The following is a 19,023-nucleotide window of genomic DNA, read 5'->3' on the forward strand; positions in this document are numbered from 1 at the left end:
CTTTCGGCTTATTCGTCCAGCCGCAGCGTCAGGCACTTGGCGGCGCCGCCGGCCTTGAGGAATTCGTCCAGCGGGGTCTGCACCACGCGGTAGCCGATCGCCGCCAGGGCGGCGCACAGGTCCGGCGAGGCACGGTTGAGCAGCAGGGTGTCGTCCAGGTCCACCGCGTTGCAGGCGAAGGCGAGGGCGTCGGCCTCGCCGACGGCGATGCGCCGCGACGCCGGCACGTGCTGGGCGATCGCCTGCTGCGCGTCGGCGTCGAACGCGGCCGGGTAGTACAGCAGGTAGCCGTCGCGCAGCGGGCAGAAGCAGGTGTCCAGGTGGTAGAAGCGCGCATCGACCAGGCGCAGCGGCACCACCTCGATGTCCAGCAGGTCGGTCAGCTCGTGCGCGGCGGCCAGGTCGCTGCGGTGGCCGTGACCCATCCACAGCCGGCGCGCGCCGCGGTCCAGCAGCGCGTCGCCGGCGCCTTCGAAATACACCGCTTCCGGCAGTGCGTGGATGCGCAGGCCGGCCTGGCGGCACCAGGCGGTGAACAAGGCTTCCTCGCCACGGCGCTCGGCGTGGCGGAAGCGGCTGGGCACGAAGCGGTCGCCCAGCACCAGGCCGGCGTTGGCGCTGAACACCATGTCCGGCAGGCCTGCGGCGGCGGCGATGCAGTCGACGCGGGCGCCGGCGGCCTCGGCGGCGGCCACCAGCGCGTTCCACTGCGCCTGCGCGCGCACGCGGTTGGCGGCGTGCACGTTGCCTTCCATCCATGGGTTGATCACGTAGTCCACCGCGAAGTGCAGCGGCGCGCACATCAGCAGGCGGTGGCGATGGCCGGCACCGGTGCGGGACTGCGGCTCGGGGGAGGCGAGGGCCAGGTCGGCGTCGTCGGCCAGGCTGCCAGCAAGGACGTTCTCGATCATGCGTGCGCTCCGCGTCGGGAATGGGCGTCACGCTAGCGGCGCCGTGTTGCGGAGACATGTCGGTCATCGGCGGCGCATGCCAGTGGGATCGGGGATTAGGGAGTGGAGATCGGGGATTCGGGAAGGCAGGATCGCGCGCGCTGCGGCCATGCGCTGCGTTGGCGTGTGCCGTGCCTGGCAGCGCGTCCAGCAGCCAACATTCGGGATTCGGCATTCCCCACACGTCCCGCCGCTTGCAAGATCCTGCATCTGCATCTGCATCTGCATCTGCATCTGTCCTGCATCTGCATCTGCATCTGCATCTGCCTCCCGCTTCCCCATTCCCCATTCCCCATTCCCGGCGCGCAGCGCCTACGGCAGCGCCGGCTGCAAGCCGACGCCCAGCCGGTTCCAGGCGTTGATCACCGCCACGGCCATGGTCAGCGCGCTGATGCCGGCCGGGTCGAACTGCGCCGCGAGTGCGTCGTAGACGGCCTGCGACGGTGCGCCGGCCGGTAGCGTGGTCAGCGCCTCGGCCCAGGCCAGCGCGGCGCGCTCGCGGGCGTCGAAGAAGCGGCTGTCGCGCCAGGCGGCGAGGGTGTCGAGCTTGCGCGGTTCGGTGCCGGCGTTGCGCAGGGCGGTGGCGTGCATGTCGATGCAGTAGGCGCAGCCGTTGAGCTGGGACACGCGCAGGAACACCAGTTCGGTGAGGGCGCTGCCGAGCGTGCCGCCGTGGACTTGCTGGCTGGCACCGAGCAGGGCGCGGTACGCCTCGGGTTCGTGGCGGGTGTAGTCGATCCGATGGAAGTGCATGGGCGTGGCGGTCATGGCGGCCACCATGGCCGCCTTCCCCTCCAGGACGCGGCGGCGCGTGCCGGCGTGACAGCGCCGCCGCAGGTCAGTCGCCGGCGGCAGGGCGCGCGCTCGGTGTCGGCAGCTTGTCCGGGTTCATCAGGGTCAGCACTTCGGCGATGCGCTCACCCTCGATGCGCAGCACCGTCGCCGAGTGCAACCGCGGCCCCAGGAAGCGCAGGATCGCCGGTTCGCCGTTGACCGTGCCGATCCGCGCCTGCAGGCCCAGGTTGCGCCGCGCCAAGGCCCAGTACAGCCGGCCGATGCGCTCGGCGCCGCGCAGCGGGCGCAGGCTCGCGGTGACCTTGCCGCCGCCGTCGGAGCGCAACTGCGCGTCGGCATGCAGCAATGCCGCGATGGCGGCGCGGTCGCCGTGCTGCGAGGCGTGCAGGAAGCGCTCCAGCAGCTGGCGGTGGCGCTCGGGCGTGACCGCGAAGCGCACCTGGTCCTGGCCAAGGCGCTCACGCGCCCGGTGCACCAGTTGCCGGCAGCCGGCCTCGCTGCGCTCCAGGGTGCGGCCGATCTGCGCGTAGTCGTAGTCGAAGGCCTCCTTCAACAGGAAGGCGGCGCGCTCGTGCGGGCCGAGCCGCTCCAGCAGCGCCAGGAACGCCAGCGACACCTGCTCGGCACGGGCATGGCGCTCGGCCGGGTCGGCGTCGTCGGCGATCTCCAGCGGCTCGGGCAGCCACGGGCCGACGTAGTGGACGCGGGCGCTGCGCGCCGCGCGCAGGCGGTCCAGGCCGAGCCGGGTGGTGGCGGTCACCAGCCAGGCTTCGGGGTCGCGGATCGCGTCGCGGTCGCTGGCCTGCCAGCGCAGCCAGGCGTCCTGCACGGTGTCCTCGGCGTCGGCGCGGCTGCCGAGCAGGCGGTAGGCCAGGCCGAACAGCCTGGTGCGGTGGGATGCGAAGGTCGGATCGTGGGTCATGACGACCAGGACGGAACAGGGCGTGCCGGCGTGACAGCGGGCGGGGCCGCCACTTTGCCCTAAAATGGGCCGGTTTCCCCCCCGCCAGCCGCAGAGCCAGCCGTGACCTCGATCAAGCAGGAAGACCTCATCCAGTCCGTCGCCGACGCGCTGCAATACATCAGCTACTACCACCCGGTCGACTACATCAAGAACCTGTCCGCCGCCTACGAGCGCGAGCAGTCGCCGGCGGCCAAGGACGCCATCGCACAGATCCTGATCAATTCGCGCATGTGCGCCGAGGGCCACCGGCCGATCTGCCAGGACACCGGCATCGTCACCGTGTTCCTCGAGATCGGCATGAACGTGCGCTGGGACGACGCCACCATGGGCGTGGAGGACATGGTCAACGAGGGCGTGCGCCGCGCCTACAACCATCCGGACAACAAGCTGCGCGCCTCGGTGCTGGCCGACCCGGCCGGCAAGCGCCAGAACACCAAGGACAACACCCCGGCGGTGGTCAACGTCAAGGTCGTCCCCGGCGACACCGTCGACGTCATCGTCGCCGCCAAGGGCGGCGGCTCGGAAGCCAAGAGCAAGTTCGCCATGCTCAACCCGTCCGACTCCATCGTCGACTGGGTGCTCAAGACCGTGCCGACCATGGGCGCCGGCTGGTGCCCGCCGGGCATGCTCGGCATCGGCATCGGCGGCACCGCCGAGAAGGCGATGCTGCTGGCCAAGGAAGCGCTGATGGAGCCGATCGACATCGTCGACCTGCAGGCCCGCGGCGCCTCCAACCGTGCCGAGGAACTGCGCCTGGAGCTGTACGAAAAGGTCAACGCGCTGGGCATCGGCGCGCAGGGCCTGGGCGGCCTGACCACGGTGCTGGACATCAAGGTCAAGGACTACCCGACCCACGCCGCCAACCTGCCGGTGGCGCTGATCCCCAACTGCGCGGCCACCCGCCATGCGCACTTCACCCTGGACGGCAGCGGCGCGGTGATGCTGGATCCGCCGTCGCTGGAAGACTGGCCCAAGCTGACCTACAACCCGACCAACGCGCGCCGGGTGAACCTGGACACCATCACCCGCGAGGACGTGGCCAGCTTCAAGCCGGGCGAGACGATCCTGCTGAACGGCAAGCTGCTGACCGGCCGCGACGCCGCGCACAAGCGCATGATCGACATGCTCAACCGCGGCGAGACGCTGCCGGTGGACTTCACCAACCGCTTCATCTACTACGTCGGCCCGGTCGATCCGGTGCGCGACGAGGTGGTGGGCCCGGCCGGTCCCACCACCGCCACGCGCATGGACAAGTTCACCCGGCAGATGCTGGAGCAGACCGGCCTGCTGGGCATGGTCGGCAAGTCCGAGCGCGGCGATGCGGCGATCGCCGCGATCCGCGACAACAAGGCGGTGTACCTGATGGCGGTCGGCGGCTCGGCCTACCTGGTGTCCAAGGCGATCAAGGCCAGCAAGGTGCTGGCCTTCGAAGACCTGGGCATGGAGGCGATCTACGAGTTCGAGGTCAAGGACATGCCGGTGACGGTGGCGGTCGATGCCAGCGGCGAGTCGGTGCACAAGACCGGCCCGCGCGAGTGGCAGGCGCGCATCGGCAAGATCCCGGTGGTGGTCGAGGCCTGATCGGCCTGGCGAACGCCGGCGCTGGCGCCGGCGTTCCGCGCGGTGCTGGCGGCACGCCGGCGTCGCGGCAATAATCGGCGCTGGTTCCGCCTCCGGGGAAAGCGTCGTGTCCATCGTGCTTTACGGTTCGCCCAGTACCGCTTCGTTCGTCGTGCACTGGTTGTTGATCGAACTGCAGGTCGATTTCGAACTGCGCATGCTCGATTTCGACCGCCAGGAGCAGAAAAGCCCCGAGTACCTGGCGCTCAACCCGCAGGGGCGGGTGCCGACGCTGGTCCTGGACGGACAGGTGCTGACCGAATCGGTCGCCATCGCCATGCACCTGGCCGACCTGTATCCGCACGCCGGCCTGGCGCCGCCGCCCGGTACCCCCGAGCGCGCGGCCTATTACCGCTGGATGCTGTTCGGCGCCTACACCCTGATGCCGGCCTATCGCGCCTGGTTCTACTCCGACGAACCGGCCGGCGCCGAGAATGCCGAGCGCGTGCGCGCCAACGCCCGCGCGTTCCTGGAAAAGGCCTGGGACGAAGTGGCGGCGCACCTGGAGCAGGGCGGCCCCTACCTGCTGGGCGAGCACTGCAGCGCCGCCGACTTCGTGCTGGTCATGCTGATGCGTTGGTCGCGCAACATGCCGCGGCCCACCGACACCTGGCCGGCGCTGAAGGCGCTGGCCGACAGGATGAAGGCGCGCCCGGCGTTCCACGAGGCCTATCGCCGCGAGGGCATTAGCGACTGGATGTGAGGCGCGCGCGCTGAGCCTGGCCGTACCGACGGTCGCGCTGTCTGGCAGCGGCTTTCGACGTTTCACGGCAGGTTTTCGCTGAGCGCCGGCACAGGGCTTGCGGAACATTCGCAAGCCCCGTGGTGTGTCCGGTCCCAGCGTTGGACTCGCAGCGGCCAGGCGCTGGTCAACTGCTGATTCCGCAACCGTCTGCAAACAACGAGATAGCCGGTGCAGAATCTGGTCCGGGCTCGCTAAACGTCTGTTGTCGCCGGGGTGGAAACGTCCAGATGGGACGCCCCAGCTACTGGCAAACCTGGGTCACCAGCGCCGAGCAGGTCAGCGAGCCGCTATTGGCGTCATAGGCGCCATTGCACCCCATTTTGACGGTGCCGGGGCCGTTGGCCACGATCGATTGCCCGACGGGCAGGACGACCATGGACGCTCCCGGATTTGTCACGCCGCAGGTCGTTCCGTAGATTCCGCCGGATGCCGCGGTACATTTCACGGTCGCGCCAGCCTTGATCGGTGTCGTCGCAACGATATTGCGCTGCCCTTTTATCGATGAATTCAGTGTCGTCGACTGGCGGCAGACCGTGTCCTCGACCGTGGCGGCGCACGACAGACTCCCGCTGTTGTAGTCGTACTGACCGCTGCAGTTCAGCACAACCGTCCCCGCGCCAGTGGTCCCGATGGAATCTCCCTGGTTGATGGCGCCGTACCAGCCGGGTGCTTGAATCATGCACTTGGTGCCGTCGGTGCCGGGCGCGCTTGCCTGCGTGCAGGTCACGGTGGAAGGCACGGAGGTGGAAGCCGTCCCGTTGTACGTATTTCCATGGCTCGCGCTTGCCGTGATCGTCTGGGTGGCCGCATATGATGAAAAACTTGCAGCCGCAAATCCCAGGACGAGCGTTGAAACAATCACTACACTGGTCGTCCTCATAAAATCCTCCTTGATGGGTGGCGCAAGCGATTTTCCGATACGACATGATGCTCTGGACGCGCAAGCGCTCCACCCATGAAACTTGCATGTGCAGGCCGCAGCATTACCTGCCTGATCCGGCGAGCGTGTCAAGCGCTATTTTCTGAATGCGCGCATCCAAACAGCTCCATTCGCGTTATTGCCAAGTGGCCGCGAAAGCAGGATGCAGAAAGCCCAAGGAGATCGAGGTGAGGATTACACGGAATCGCATTTTTTCGATCGCGCTCGTGGTGGCGTGTCTGGTCGTTGCATGCGCTCCGGGCGACAAGACTGCACTGGAAGGGCGTGCTCGCCACGCGATTGAGTCCGCTGCAGTGCCGGCCTCACCGCATGGTCGCCAGCTGCAACGCGTGGACGAAGAACACGTACCGAAGCAGGACAGGCCGCGTCTAGGAACGGCAGCGGAGAATCCAGTGAAGAGCGCAAATCTCCCTGCGGAGATCGACATGATCCGCGGCGGTCAGCTATCGCGCGATCGTGCAGTCAGCCTGATGAGCGGCGACGCCTTCCTCGAGTTTATGAAGACGATGTCCTCTCAATCCCGGCGCGATGTGGAGTCCGCGGAACTGACTGAAGTGTACGCAAGGCAGATGTTGAGCGGTGTCACCGACGACCGCGCCATCTCCTTGGCGTCATTTGCTTGTGGAATCAGCATTTGTGCCGGGCGCTTGATCGCCTACGGCCCGCAGGGCGAGGCGCAGTATCAGCGCATCCACGCCGCGCTTTTCTCGGGCGAAGGCGCGCCGGCTTACTCCATGATCGAACTGCCGGTTTCGCAGGGGGCTTTGCCTGCCGAGCATCGCTTCATTTTCAGTACGGAGCAGGGAATGAACAGCATCGGCGCTGCGTCTGGCGCGCAGACGCGCGTGAATGGCGGCATGGGCGATTGACGCGCAGGCTCGTGCCGAGAGCTGAGCAGGCGCCTCCCGTTCACTCCCGGCGCCGGTCGTTCCACGCTCCTGCACCATCGTCGTGGACGTCTGCCACGCCGCCTGCCCATCGGCAGCGCGTGGCGACGCAGGCCCGGCGGCCCGCCTGCGTCACGTTGTCGCACCCGCCGCCATGCCGTGGCCGCCACCCGCGTCGCCACCTAGAATGACGCGGTGTCCGTTCCCTGCCTTCCCGCACGACTGCGCCGCCTGATGCGCTGGCCCGCCTTGCTGGCCGCGCTGTTGCTGGTGGGCGCGCCGGTGGCCAGCCGCCTCCTCGAGGCGGAGACGCTGCCGGTGCCGTTGTGTACCTCGGCCGGATTGCAGGCCGCCGCGGACGGGCTGGCGCAGCACGGTGCGGTCCAGGCCGGCCATGCCGATGCAGCGGGCGCGCAGCGCGACCATGGCTCGGCGCATGCCGCCTGCGACTACTGCCTGCTCGCCGCGCGGTTGTTGCCGTGGTTGGCGATCGTCCTGCTGCTGGCCGCGGCGCTGCCGGCGCCGGCAGCCACGACGCCGCTGCGCCACCGCGTCCACGCCGCCGTGCGCCGGCGCGCGCATGCGGCACGTGGGCCGCCACCGGGTCTCCAGAACGCCCTCCTGCTTCCGGTGCGCTAGGCGCGCCGGCGCCGTTCCTTTCTGGAGTTCACCTCATGCCTCAGTTCCTGCCGCCGCCCGCGCGGGCGGCGTTGTCGTGCTGCCTGCTCGCCAGCCTGTTTCCCACCACCGGCCATGCCGAGACACCCGCTGCCACCACCCTCGACCGGATGCTGGTGACCGCCACCGCGCCGGTCGCGCCACTGACCTGGACGGTCGATCCGAAACTGCCGCGGCAGCCGGTGCCGGCCAGCGACGGCGCCGATTATCTGAAGACGGTCCCCGGCTTCGCCGCGATCCGCAACGGCGGCACCAACGGCGATCCGGTGCTGCGCGGGATGTTCGGCTCGCGGCTCAACGTGTTGAGCAACGACGGCATCCTGATCGGTGCGTGCCCGGCGCGGATGGACAACGCGCTGTCCTACATCGCCCCGGAAACCTTCGACCGGCTCACCATCGTCAAGGGGCCGCAGACGGTGCGCTGGGGGCCCGGCGCCTCCGCCGGCACCGTGCGCTTCGAGCGCGATACCCCGCATTACGCCGCGCCGACGCTGGAAGGCGAGGCCAGCGCGCTGGTCGGTTCCTGGAACCGCAACGACCAGACCCTGGACCTGCGCGGCGGCAACCGCGGCGGTTACGCGCGCGTGGACGCCAACCGCTCCGAGTCCGGCGACTACCGCGACGGCGACGGTGCGGTGGTGCCGTCGCGCTGGCGCAAGTGGAACGCCGACGCCGCGGTCGGCTGGACCCCGGATCCGGACACCGTGCTGGAACTCTCCGCCGGCACCGGCGACGGCCTGGCCCGCTACGCCGGGCGCAGCATGGACGGCACCCAGTTCCGCCGCCGCAGTGTCGCCGCGCGTTTCGAGCGCACCGATCTGCCCGGCGCCTGGGAGGCGCTGCGCGCCAATGCCTACGTCAACGACGCCGACCACGTCATGGACAACTACACGTTGCGCCGGCCCAACCCGCAGTCGGCGATGCCGATGCCGATGGCCGCCAACGTGGACCGGCGCACCAGTGGCGGCCGCGTGGAATCGGAGTGGCGCTGGGACCAGGTCGTGGTCCAGGCCGGCGTGGACACCCAGCAAAGCCGCCACCGCGACCGCAGCGCCAGCGGCGAGGGTGTGTACCGAAGCGTGCCGTGGCGGACCGACGCCCGGTTCGACAACCTCGGTGCCTTCGCCGAAGCCACCTTCGGCGCCGGGACCGCGCAGCGCTGGATCGCCGGCTTGCGCCTGGACCGCGCGCAGGTCGAGGACACCCGCCGCAGCGTCGGCATGATGGGCATGCCCAATCCCACCGCCGGGCAGACGCGCCGCGAAGACCTGGGCAGCGGCTTCCTGCGCCTGGAGCGCACTCTTTCCGCCGACACCGTCTGGTATGCCGGGCTGGGCCGCAGCGCACGCATGCCGGACTACTGGGAACTGTTCTCCGCCGACATGGGCCCGATCGGCGCGGCCAACGCCTTCGCCGGGCTGCGTCCGGAGCGCACCACCCAGCTCGACCTCGGCCTGCAGTATCGCGGCGCCACCGTGCAGGGGTGGGTGTCGGCCTACGCCGGGCGGGTGCAGGACTTCATCCTGTTCACCTATGCCGAGGGCGGCATGATGGGCACCACCACCCGCGTCGACAACGTCGACGCACGCATTGCCGGGGCCGAGGCCGGACTGGACTGGCAGCCGTGGCAGGGCCTGACCCTCGGCGGCACGCTGGCCTATGCCTGGGGCGAGAACCGCAGCGACGGCACGCCGTTGCCGCAGATGCCGCCGCTGGAGTCGCGGTGGCGGGTGGAGTGGGAAGGTCAGCGTTGGTCGGCCGGGGCGCTGCTGCGCGCGGTGGCGCGGCAGGGACGGGTGGCGCCGGACCAGGGCAACGTCGTCGGCCGCGACCTCGGCCGCAGCGCCGGTTTCGCCACGTTGGGGCTGAGCGGCGGCTACCGCGTCAGCGCGGCGCTGCGCCTGACCGCCGGCATCGACAACGTCTTCGACCGGCGCTACAGCGAACACCTCAATCTGGCCGGCAGCGCCGACTTCGGCTTCCCGGCCGACCCGGTGCGCATCGCCGAACCGGGCCGCAACCTGTGGCTGAAGGGCAACTATCGGTTCTGAGTGCGGCGGAGGCGCCTGGCCGCCGCGCGAGGCCGCCGTGGCCGTTGCGGCAAGCGCCGGTGGACGATCGGCGTCGGGCTGCCGCCGTCGTCATCGCCCCGCACGCGTTTCATGCGGTCGGCGACCGACAGGCAAGGCGGTCCCGCCGGTTTGCGGCGTCGCGATCGTCCGGCCGCCGCCGCGCCCGGCTCAGTGCGCAGGCGGCAGATAGCGCCGCAACACCCGCACCGCGTCGTCCAGCGCTTGCGCCCGGTCGTCCTGGGCGAGGCGGCGATAGGTCGCGGCGGCGGCGGCGCGGGCGTGGATCTCGTGTTCGAGCAGCGCGCGCAGCGCGGCGTCGTCCAGCGACCGGCGCGGCACTTCCACCGCCGGATCGCCGAAGGCGTGGACCCGGTAGCGGTCGTGGCGGTCGCCGACCGCGACCGCCTGCGCATCGTCGATGGCGGCGATCAGTTGGCGCAGGACCGCAATCTCGGCGGCGTTGCGTGCACGCAGCGCCGCCGTCAGGTCGGTCTTGAGGCGCGCCACCAGGCGCGCGGCGGCATCGGTGCTCATGGGCGCATGGTCGGTGCTCGCCAGGCGCCGCCGCAAGTGGGCGGCGCCGTGCGGGGAGTCGGCGGGGTGGCGCCAGCCTCAACTGTGCCGCTGGTGTGGCATCGCAGCGGTAAGGAGGGCTGGCTTCGCGTTGCGCGCGTGGCGCGCGTGGCGGACGGCGGCTGAAGCGGCCGTCGCACACGACAGCCGTCCGGCTGCCGCATGCGGTACTTCGTGTGCCTAGACGGCGCCGGCGGCGCAGACGCTCCGGCCGTGGAGCCGGTTCAGAACCACTCCAGCAGCGAGATGCCGACGCCGACGTAGGTCGCGCGGTGGTTGTAGTCGATCATGCTCTCGCCGTAGCCGTCGAACACCTGCACATGGCCGCGCAGCAGGTTGCTGATCGGGAAGCCCCAGTCCAGTTGCACCGCGCCGTGCGAGCGGTCGCCGCCGCGCAGCGAATGCCGCGCCATCAGCGCCACTTCGTGGCCGTTGCGGTTGTAGATCAGGGTCGCGTCGCCACGGCCCATGTAGTCCTCGATGTCCGGGTTGTTGTCCTGCTTGCGGCTCTCCGGGATGCGGTACCAGGGGCGCAGCACCAGCGCCCAGTTCTCGCGGTCCAGGCCGATGTTGAGCATCGCCCGGTTCCAGCTGCGCGACAGCGGATCGCTGCGGCCGTTGGACTGGTGGGTCAGCTGGATGCCGGTCATCCGTCCCTTCCAGCCGAACAGGCTGTAGTTGTTGCGGAACACCAGCATCAGTTCCGGCTCGTAGTTGGTCTCGCGGAACGGCCGCGACTGCTCGGCGTTGTAGACCTGCCAGTGCGAGCTCTGGGTGTAGGCGCCCCACAGGTCGCCGTTGTCGCCGAAGATGTTCTCCACGATCTTGGTCTTGAAGCTCAGCTGGAACTTCGCCTCCACGCTGTCCAGCGGCTCGGCGGTGGTCACCGTGTTGGCCGGGTTCGGCGAGGACGGCATCTCGTTCTTCTTGCTGGTCCAGAACGCCGGCAGCAGGTACACCGGCTTGTAGGCGCGCAACTGGAAGGTGCCCAGCTTGGAGTCCTTGGCCAGTTCCCAGCGGCTGTCCAGCAGCGAGCCCTTGCCGGCATTGGCGATGGTGCTGTCGTAGCGGTCCTGCTTGAACAGCGCGGCGGCGCGCTGGCGGGCGCGCTCGGCGACGCTGGCGTCCTCGGGTACGCTGGCGTCCAGGCGCTGCTTCTGGCGTTCGCTGGCCACCTGGGCGGCGGCATCGGCCGCCTGCGGGTCGGCGACCTTGCGCGAAAGCGCCTGGTCGTAACAGGCCAGGCGCGCGGCGTCGCTGGAGATCGCCACGCAGGCCTCCGGCGAGGCGGGGGTGGGCAGGACTTCCTGGGCGTGCGCAAGCGGCACGGCCGCGATCGACAGCAGCAACAGGGGACGGACCTGGCGGTGGGACATGCGGTTCTCGCTGCAACGGGCGGCGCGGGCGGGTGGTGCGCTGCCGGGGTGAATGGCCGGCAGCGAAAATACAGGAAGCCACGCCAACAGGGTCATCACACGTTCATGCTGCCACCGCGACGCCGTCTTCAGGGCCGCTCTAATAACGCCGGGACGCGACCTGCAGGGGCGGCTTCAGCCGCGACGGGCTTACCGGGAACGCCCGTCGCGGCTGAAGCCGCTCCCACGGAACAGGGCATGCGTGGCGAACGTGGGTTGTGGTCCTTCAGACGACCCATGCCACCGCGAACACGGCGAGCATCGCCAGCGCCAGGCCGAGCTTGGCGGCGGTGCCCAGGACGATGCCCAGCCAGGTGCCGACGCCGACCCGGGTCGCCTGGCGCAGTTCGCGGCCATGCCAGTACTCGCCGACCAGCGCGCCGACGAAGGGGCCGACGAACAGCCCGATCGGCATGAAGAACAGGCCGGCGATGCTGCCCAGCACCGACCCCCACAACGCCTTGCGGCTGGCGCCGACGCGCTGCGCGCCGAACGCGGTGGCCAGCAGGTCGACCAGCAGCGACAGCGCGGTGAGCACGCCCAGCACCGTCAGCGTCGGCCAGCCCAGCCGCTGGAAGCCGTCGGCCCAGGCCGCCAGCGCCATGCCGGCGAACATCAGCGGGGTGCCGGGCAGGGCCGGCAGCACCACCCCCGCCAGCCCGACCAGCACCAGCAGACCGGCACACAGGTAGTAGATGAACGCAGGGTCCATGTGGCTCACCGTCGGGCAGTTTTGGGGGTTGACAGGCGGGGCATTTTTGATGATTGCATTTTCATTTTGGCCGGGGTAAGTTGCAGCCGCTGCGCTTGCAAAGGTCACCGTGAATCGTGGCCTGATGCGGTAGATCCATCGATCCGCTACATCGTTATACCTCGCTTCCTCCTTGCAACCAGCCGCCGCACCCCCGGCGTACCCACCCCTGAGACGTGTTCCAAGGAGTAAGTCGATCATGAACGGCAACGGCAATCGCGAAAACGGCACCGTGAAGTGGTTCAACGATGCCAAGGGCTTCGGTTTCATCAGCCGCGAAAACGGCGAGGATGTGTTCGTGCACTTCCGGGCCATCCAGACCCAGGGCTTCAAGAGCCTGAAGGAAGGTCAGAAGGTCAGCTTCACCGTGGTGCAGGGCCAGAAGGGCCTGCAGGCCGACGCGGTACAGCCGCTCTGAGTCGCCGCCGCGCGCCGCGTCGCGCCAAGCGCAGCAAAAAGGCCCGCAATGCGGGCCTTTTTGCGTTTCCGGCAATGGTCGGCGCGGCCGATCAGCGCGGTACGACGCGCCCGTTGACCACGCGCACGTAGGTGTTCTCGCGCACGCCGGCCAGGTCGCGCTGGTTGACCACGATCACCCGGCCGTCGTCCATCTGCACGTGCACGTCGTAGGTGTCGCTGGTGACGTTCTTCTGGATCTGGTTGCCGGCAAGCGCGCCAGCCGCCGCGCCGGCCACCGCCGACACGTTCTGGTTGCCCTTGCTGCCGCCGGTGTGGTCGGAAATCTCGTGGCCGGCGACCGCGCCGACGATGCCGCCGAGGATCGCGCCGGTGGCCGACGGCGCGGTGCGCCCGGACGGCACGGTGTCGATGCGGGTGACGATGCCGCAGTCGGCGCAGCGGGTCTGGGTGTAGCCGCCGCCGGCCGGCTGGCTGTAGCCGCCGCCGTAACCGCCGCCATAGCCGGGGGACGTGGCGCAGCCGGCCAGCGCCAGGGTCGCCACGGCAGCGGTGGCCATCAGTTGGATCTTCATGGGTGCTCTCCTCGACAGACAGTGATGGAGCGCGGCAGCGCCGCGTTCGGACGCATCCTGTCCACCCCCGCGTGAATGCAACGCCAACCCTGGCAGGCGCCGTTCAGCCTCGCGGCGGCCGGCGTCAGCGGCAATTCATCGAAAGGCGCGCGGGCCGGTCAGCGCAACAGCGTGCCGGCGGATCCGCGAAACGACCGCGGCAACGCGCGCCGGGTGGGCAGCGAAACGTGCCGCGGCACGTGCGCCATGAAGCCCGCAGGCAGGTCGGCGCCGATCTCGCCGGATGGTCAGCGGAAATCGCGGTGGCAGGCGTCGCAGCGTTCGTCGATCTGCTGGCGGGCCTGCGCCAGCGCGGCGCAGTCCGCCGGCGGATGCGCCAGCGCCGCATCCAGGCCGGCGCGTAGCGCGGCGGCGTGCTCGCGGAAGCGGCTGTCGTCGGCCAGGGCGGGAAACGCCGTGCCCAGTTCGTCGCCGAGCAGGCGCAGCGTGCGCAGCCGCGCTTGCGGGCCGGCGCCATTGCACTGCCGGTACGCGGTGTCGCGTTCGAGCAGCGCCAACTGTTTGCCCATGACCTGCATCAGGCTGCGCGGGAACGGATCCTGCCGCGCCTGCACCGCACGCAGCGTCATCACCGTCAGGACCAGGCCGAGCAGCAAGCCGGCCAGCAGCACGAACAGATAGCGGGAGGCGGAGGCGGGCGGGGGCGGCTTGGCCATCGGAGGCGTGCGCAGCGGGATGAAGTCCCGATGGTACGCCCGCGGCAACGCGTCGCGCGCGAGCGCCCAGGCCACGGCGCGAATCGCCAATCCCGAATCCCGGCTCCACCCCACGATCCCCTAAAATGGGCGCATGAACGAACAATGGCGCGAGCGCTTCGCCGGCATCGACCGGCTCTATGGGCAAGGCACGATCGAGCGGCTGGCGCACTGCCGGGTGGCGGTGGTCGGCATGGGCGGGGTCGGCTCGTGGGTGGTGGAGGCGCTGGCGCGCTCGGCGGTCGGGCATGTGACCCTGATCGACGCCGACGACATCTGCGTCTCCAATACCAACCGGCAGTTGCCGGCGCTGGCCGGGCAGTACGGGCGCAACAAGGCCGTGGCCATGGCCGAGCGCTGCGTGGCGATCAATCCGCAGATCGAGGCGGTGGCGGTCGAGGCCTTCCTCACCCCGGCCAACATCGCCGAACTGCTCGATGCCGGGTTCGACCTGGTGATCGACGCCTGCGACAGCTTCCGGGTCAAGGTCGAGACCATCGCCTGGTGCCGGCGGCGCAAGCTGCCACTGCTGACCGTGGGTTCGGCCGGCGGACGCACCGACCCGACCCTGGTGCGGATCCGCGACGTGTCGCGCACCGAGCACGACGCGATGCTGGCGCTGATCCGCAAGAAGCTGCGCAGCGAATTCAATTTTCCCAAGAACCCGCAGCGCTATTTCGGCGTGCCGGCGGTGTACTCGCTGGAGAACGTGCGCTACCCGCAGGCCGACGGCAGCGTCTGCGGCTTGCGGCCGGCGCTGGGGCCGGATGCGGCGCTGAACCTGGACTGCGGCGCCGGATTGGGCGCGGCCACGCACATTACCGGGGCGTTCGCCTTCGCCGCGGTCGGCAAGGCGCTGGAGATGCTGTTGAAGCGCGCCGCGGCGCGCGCGGCCGCGGCCGCCTAGCGCGTGTCGGGGCCGGGGTCGGGCGGCTCCGGTGCGCCGGGCGCCGCGCCGGTCGACAGGTTGCGCTCGGTGGCGGCCTGCAGCACGGCCAGCCGTTCCAGGTCGTGCGCCGGCTGCGGCCGGCCGAACAGGAAGCCCTGGAAGTGCCGGCAACCCATCGCCGAGAGCATCTCGCACTGCTGCGCGTCCTCGATGCCTTCGGCGAGCGCGACCATGCCCATCACCTCGGAGATCTCCACGATCTTCGCCAGCAGGCGCCGCGAGGACTCGTCGGCCTTGGCGTCGTTGACGAACTGCCGGTCGATCTTGAGCTTGGTGACCGGCAGCGTCCGGAGCATCGCCAGCGACGAGAAGCCGGTGCCGAAGTCGTCCAGCGCCCAGCCGATGCCGAACGCCTTGAGTTCGTGCATCTTGGCGCGCACCGCGGCGGTGTCCACGTACAGCGCCGATTCGGTCAGCTCGAATTCCAGCGACGCCGGCGCCACGCCCTCGCCGGTGATCACCTGCTTCACTGCGGCCACGAAGTTGGGGTCGAGCAACTGCACCGGGCTGACGTTCACCGCCACCACCAGCGCACGCAGGTCCGGGTCGTGCGACCAGCGCCGCAGGGTGCTGCAGACTTGGCGCAGCACTTCCAGGCCCACTTCGCGGATCAACTGGCTTTCTTCGGCCAGCGGGATGAACTTGTCCGGGGTCAGCAGCTTGCCGCTGGGATGCCGCCAGCGCACCAGCGCCTCGGCCCCGAGCATGCTGCCGCTTGCGTTGACCTGCGGCTGGTACAGCACCTCGATCTCGCCGTTGCCGACCGCCCGCGCCAGTTCCCGTTCCAGCGAGATGCGCGCGTTCACGTCGTTGCGGTAGATGTGCAGGATCGCCGCCAGCAGTCCGGCCGCGCAGGCCAGGTTGGACACCGCGCCGAGCTGGCGCATCCGCAACGGTGGCGACGCATGCGGCGCCAGCCAGTCCAGTTCGCCCGAGCCGAAGGCGACGAAGGCGGCCAGGCACGCCATGGGAAACACCAGCGCGCGGTAGCTGCGGCTGCGCTCGAACACGAACAGCGCGCCGGCCGCCAGCGTCAGGAAATAGGTGTGTACCGAGCGCGGCACCGTGCCGATCGGTGCGTCGATGATCGAGATCACCAGCACCACCACGAAGATGCCGTGCGCGACCAGCGACAGCGAGGCCTCGTCGCACTGATGGCGTCGGCCGAGTGCGAGCAGGCCGACCGCGGTCAGTCCGACGAAGGCGAAGGCCAGTTCCGGCCGGCCGTAGTACAGGTAGCACATGGTCCACAGGACGCCGAGCGTGGTGCACGACACCCCGGCCAGGGTCAGGGTGCTGCGCATCTTGCGGCTGCGATTGCCGTCGCGGAACTTCAGCGTGACCCAGCTTTCGCCGTTGGAGGCGTATTTTTCCGACCCGGCGCCACTCTTCATCGCCACGGCGCCCGCATGCGCGCGGTCGCCGTCCGCGCGGGAAAGGCGGCGGTCGAGGAGATCGCACGCGCGCACCGCGCGCTGTGGAGAAGCGGGTAGGGGGAACGGCTTGCCGATTGTTTCACGCCAGGATGATCCGATCTGCCAGAACGCGTGCCATCGAGCCGGCCGCCGAGCCTTCGCTGAGAGCGAACGGGTTCACACTCCGGTGCCTGGCGGACAAACACTCCGCTCGCCGTTTCAGCGCGGTGCACAGTAGCAGAAGCGAGCACGCCGAAACCCTGCCAAAAGAGGCCGATCCGGTAGCCCAGTTCACAGTTTCGTGCGAAAGGTGCGCGGCAAGCGGCGGTCGGGCGTGTTGCTGCGGTCCGCGCCCGCCGTGAGGCGCTCGGTGCCTTGCGTGGCGGCGGTGCGCTGGCGCATCGCTGCGGCATCGGCGCGCGGCGCCGCCTGTCTGCGAACGCGATCCTGCCTCAGGCCGGATCGGCGGCGTCGGCGCGTGGCTCGGGCAGGCCGAACAGGCGTCGCGCGTTGGCCGTGGTCTGCGCCGCGATGGACGCGGGGGATGCGTCGCGCAGCGTGGCGATCGTGTCCAGCACCGTGCGCAGCCGCGCCGGTTCGTTGCGCTGGCCGCGGATCGCCGCATCCGGCTGGTCCGGGGCATCGGTCTCCAGCAGCAGCTGCTGCAACGGCAGCGCGGCGGCCAGCCGGCGCAGGCGCTGCGCCCGCGCATAGGTGACCGGCCCGCCCAGGCCGACCAGGAAATCCAGCGAGCGCAATTGTGCGGCCTGTTCGGCGCTGCCGGCGAAACTGTGCACCACGCCGCGCACGCGCCCGACCTGGCGGATCGCCAGGATCACCGCGTCCACCGCGCGCCGGGCGTGCACGATCACCGGCAGGTCGAAGTGGCGCGCCAACTGCAGCTGTCCGACGAAGTAGCGCTGCTGCTCGGCCGCGTCCAGGCCTTCGACGAAGAAGTCCAGGCCGCACTCGCCGATCGCGCACGGCCGCTCGCGTTCGATCCATTCCTCCAAGGTCTGCAGGTGCGCGGGCCGGTGCTCGGCCAGGAACAGCGGATGCAGGCCGTATGCCGGATACAGGCCGGGTGCGGCCGCACAGACCGCGCGCAGCTTGGGCCAGGACGCCGCGGTCACCGCCGGCACCACCTGCGCCTGCACGCCGGCCGCCTGCGCGCGCGCGATCACTGCGGTGCGGTCGGGGTCGAACTCCTCCGCGTCCAGGTGGCAGTGACTGTCGATCAACTGCATCGGCGATCAGCGGCGCACGCGCTGCGCGGTCGAGGTCAGCGGCTCGGTGGCCTGCGCCGGCGTGCGGGTCTTCCAGTTGGCCAGCAGCAGCGTGCCCAGGCCGAACACGATCTCGTCGATGAAGGGCACCGGATCGGGCAGCAGCACGCTCAGCACGAACAGGCCGGCGGTGATCTTGAACAGCGTCGGGTAGCGCAGTTTGCCCGCCCAGCGCAGCAGCGGATACACGATCGGGTTGGGCATGGCAGGTTCTCCGGGGCAGCGGTGGAAACGCTAACAGCCGCGATATGGCGACGTTCCGGGGACGTTACCAGCCGCGTATCCGCCGCGTTACTGAATAGGGAGCGGATCGGTTCAGCTTCGGCGTGGTAATCACAGCACCGTAGACAACGCGGTCAGCCCGCAGGAGAGCACACATGAAAAGCACTACGACAACCGTTCTGGTCGCGGCTGGCGCCTTGCTGGTCGGCGGCGTCGCCACCGCAGCCTTCATGAACAATCGCGACAAGCCGGTGGACGTCGCCAGCAGCGACGTGCGCCCGGCTCTGGACAATACGCGCGGCGACAGCGCGATGGACAACAGCGTCGGCGGCAAGCTCGAGTACGCCGACGTGGTGCGGGTCGATCCGATCACCCAGAAGCAGCAGCGCTACGCCCAGGTGATCGGCACCGAGCCGCTGCGCGAGACCTCCACCACCACCACCCCGCGCCAGGTGTGCAACGACGTGGTGGTGCAGGAGCGCCTGCCCGAGCGCGACGGCAACGTCGGCGGCACCGTGGTCGGTGCGCTGGTCGGCGGCCTGCTCGGCAACCAGGTCGGCCACGGCAACGGCCGCAAGGCCGCCACCGCGGCCGGCGCGGTGGCCGGCGGCTTCATCGGCAACCGCATCGACCAGAACCACGTCGGCGGCCGCGTGGTCGACCGCACCGAGCGCCAGTGCCACACCGAGAACAGCACCGCGCAGTCCTCGACCATCACCGGCTACAACGTGACCTACCGCAACGACGACGGCACCACCGGCACCATGCGCATGGACAGCAAGCCGGGCAGCCGCATCGCCATGGGCACGCAGGACGTGGTCAAGGGCTACGACGTGACCTACCGCTACGACGGCCAGGAAAAGACCGTGCGCATGGACGACCGCCCGAACAGCGACCGCCTGCCGGTGCTGGACGGCCGCCTGGTCACCCAGACCGCCTCGGCCGGCGACAGCGCCGTCAGCCAGCGCTGATCCGCCACCGGTGTGTCTCCCCGAAGGCCGGCGCTTGCGCCGG

The 19,023-nt window shown here is 69.9% G+C and carries 20 protein-coding genes; 8 read left to right on the forward strand and 12 right to left on the reverse strand.

Translation table 11 applies throughout. The features are described 5' to 3' along the window. Window positions 1-8: 8 nt before the first annotated feature. From AC1PME_RS08655 to AC1PME_RS08665, 3 genes are all read right to left on the reverse strand, one after another. Window positions 9-911 carry a dimethylarginine dimethylaminohydrolase family protein gene (locus tag AC1PME_RS08655; protein WP_307549934.1) on the reverse strand — a complete coding sequence of 301 codons (903 nt, stop codon included), beginning with the start codon at window positions 909-911 and terminating at the stop codon, window positions 9-11. Window positions 912-1,262: 351 nt separating this feature from the next. Further along, window positions 1,263-1,703, reverse strand: coding sequence for a carboxymuconolactone decarboxylase family protein (locus tag AC1PME_RS08660; RefSeq protein ID WP_307552931.1), 441 nt, complete (start codon window positions 1,701-1,703; stop codon window positions 1,263-1,265). A gap of 85 nt (window positions 1,704-1,788) precedes the next feature. After that, complete coding sequence (locus AC1PME_RS08665; RefSeq protein ID WP_481097882.1) at window positions 1,789-2,667, reverse strand: RNA polymerase sigma-70 factor; 879 nt, start codon at window positions 2,665-2,667, stop codon at window positions 1,789-1,791. Between the two features lie 102 nt (window positions 2,668-2,769). On the opposite strand from AC1PME_RS08665, the gene AC1PME_RS08670 reads away from it, so the two are divergent. Together AC1PME_RS08670 and AC1PME_RS08675 are read left to right on the forward strand one after the other, a co-directional pair. Beyond that, entirely contained in the window at window positions 2,770-4,290 is a 1,521-nt protein-coding gene (locus AC1PME_RS08670) for a fumarate hydratase (protein WP_184646612.1), read from the forward strand. A 106-nt stretch (window positions 4,291-4,396) separates the two neighbouring features. Beyond that, window positions 4,397-5,032, forward strand: coding sequence for a glutathione S-transferase family protein (locus AC1PME_RS08675; protein ID WP_254461192.1), 636 nt, complete (start codon window positions 4,397-4,399; stop codon window positions 5,030-5,032). A gap of 283 nt (window positions 5,033-5,315) precedes the next feature. Here the strand turns inward: AC1PME_RS08675 and AC1PME_RS08680 are convergent, their stop codons facing one another. Beyond that, on the reverse strand, window positions 5,316-5,954 hold the full coding sequence (locus AC1PME_RS08680) for a hypothetical protein (RefSeq protein ID WP_254461193.1): 639 nt from the start codon (window positions 5,952-5,954) through the stop codon (window positions 5,316-5,318). A gap of 146 nt (window positions 5,955-6,100) precedes the next feature. On the opposite strand from AC1PME_RS08680, the gene AC1PME_RS08685 reads away from it, so the two are divergent. The 3 genes from AC1PME_RS08685 to AC1PME_RS08695 all read left to right on the forward strand — a co-directional run bounded on the left by AC1PME_RS08685 (window position 6,101) and on the right by AC1PME_RS08695 (window position 9,630). Further along, on the forward strand, window positions 6,101-6,883 hold the full coding sequence (locus AC1PME_RS08685) for a hypothetical protein (RefSeq protein ID WP_481097883.1): 783 nt from the start codon (window positions 6,101-6,103) through the stop codon (window positions 6,881-6,883). Between the two features lie 252 nt (window positions 6,884-7,135). After that, window positions 7,136-7,540, forward strand: coding sequence for a DUF2946 family protein (locus AC1PME_RS08690; protein ID WP_481097884.1), 405 nt, complete (start codon window positions 7,136-7,138; stop codon window positions 7,538-7,540). A gap of 35 nt (window positions 7,541-7,575) precedes the next feature. Next, window positions 7,576-9,630 (forward strand): TonB-dependent copper receptor, encoded by a 2,055-nt coding sequence (locus tag AC1PME_RS08695; RefSeq protein ID WP_481097885.1) that lies wholly within the window; start codon window positions 7,576-7,578, stop codon window positions 9,628-9,630. Between the two features lie 189 nt (window positions 9,631-9,819). Here the strand turns inward: AC1PME_RS08695 and AC1PME_RS08700 are convergent, their stop codons facing one another. The 3 genes from AC1PME_RS08700 to AC1PME_RS08710 all read right to left on the reverse strand — a co-directional run bounded on the left by AC1PME_RS08700 (window position 9,820) and on the right by AC1PME_RS08710 (window position 12,351). Further along, entirely contained in the window at window positions 9,820-10,185 is a 366-nt protein-coding gene (locus AC1PME_RS08700; RefSeq protein WP_481097886.1) for a GatB/YqeY domain-containing protein, read from the reverse strand. 263 nt (window positions 10,186-10,448) lie between these two features. Then, complete coding sequence (locus AC1PME_RS08705; protein WP_307549949.1) at window positions 10,449-11,600, reverse strand: phospholipase A; 1,152 nt, start codon at window positions 11,598-11,600, stop codon at window positions 10,449-10,451. A 265-nt stretch (window positions 11,601-11,865) separates the two neighbouring features. Beyond that, window positions 11,866-12,351, reverse strand: coding sequence for a DUF456 domain-containing protein (locus AC1PME_RS08710; RefSeq protein ID WP_254461199.1), 486 nt, complete (start codon window positions 12,349-12,351; stop codon window positions 11,866-11,868). Window positions 12,352-12,589: 238 nt separating this feature from the next. On the opposite strand from AC1PME_RS08710, the gene AC1PME_RS08715 reads away from it, so the two are divergent. Then, entirely contained in the window at window positions 12,590-12,808 is a 219-nt protein-coding gene (locus AC1PME_RS08715; RefSeq protein WP_153750422.1) for a cold-shock protein, read from the forward strand. A gap of 91 nt (window positions 12,809-12,899) precedes the next feature. Here the strand turns inward: AC1PME_RS08715 and AC1PME_RS08720 are convergent, their stop codons facing one another. Next, window positions 12,900-13,382: a glycine zipper 2TM domain-containing protein gene (locus AC1PME_RS08720; RefSeq protein ID WP_254461200.1), complete on the reverse strand. Its 483-nt coding sequence runs from the start codon at window positions 13,380-13,382 to the stop codon at window positions 12,900-12,902. Window positions 13,383-13,669: 287 nt separating this feature from the next. Further along, window positions 13,670-14,098 carry a hypothetical protein gene (locus tag AC1PME_RS08725; RefSeq protein ID WP_254461201.1) on the reverse strand — a complete coding sequence of 143 codons (429 nt, stop codon included), beginning with the start codon at window positions 14,096-14,098 and terminating at the stop codon, window positions 13,670-13,672. Window positions 14,099-14,231: 133 nt separating this feature from the next. On the opposite strand from AC1PME_RS08725, the gene AC1PME_RS08730 reads away from it, so the two are divergent. Next, window positions 14,232-15,044, forward strand: a complete 813-nt coding sequence (locus AC1PME_RS08730; protein ID WP_481097887.1) for a tRNA threonylcarbamoyladenosine dehydratase — start codon at window positions 14,232-14,234, stop codon at window positions 15,042-15,044. On the opposite strand, the gene AC1PME_RS08735 is transcribed toward AC1PME_RS08730, so the two are convergent. The 3 genes from AC1PME_RS08735 to AC1PME_RS08745 form a co-directional block, all read right to left on the reverse strand. Next, a complete protein-coding gene (locus AC1PME_RS08735) occupies window positions 15,041-16,480 on the reverse strand; it encodes a putative bifunctional diguanylate cyclase/phosphodiesterase (RefSeq protein WP_307549954.1) in 1,440 nt (479 codons plus the stop codon). The two genes, AC1PME_RS08730 and AC1PME_RS08735, sit on opposite strands and share 4 nt — an antisense overlap. 473 nt (window positions 16,481-16,953) lie before the next feature. Continuing rightward, window positions 16,954-17,748, reverse strand: a complete 795-nt coding sequence (locus tag AC1PME_RS08740) for a TatD family hydrolase (RefSeq protein WP_307549955.1) — start codon at window positions 17,746-17,748, stop codon at window positions 16,954-16,956. Between the two features lie 6 nt (window positions 17,749-17,754). Beyond that, window positions 17,755-17,991 (reverse strand): DUF6116 family protein, encoded by a 237-nt coding sequence (locus tag AC1PME_RS08745; RefSeq protein ID WP_254461204.1) that lies wholly within the window; start codon window positions 17,989-17,991, stop codon window positions 17,755-17,757. A 173-nt stretch (window positions 17,992-18,164) separates the two neighbouring features. Between AC1PME_RS08745 and AC1PME_RS08750 the strand changes: the two genes are divergently transcribed. Continuing rightward, window positions 18,165-18,980, forward strand: coding sequence for a glycine zipper 2TM domain-containing protein (locus tag AC1PME_RS08750; RefSeq protein ID WP_302329813.1), 816 nt, complete (start codon window positions 18,165-18,167; stop codon window positions 18,978-18,980). Window positions 18,981-19,023 lie beyond the last annotated feature (43 nt).

The sequence above is a fragment of the Xanthomonas sp. NCPPB 901 genome, assembly GCF_056725085.1.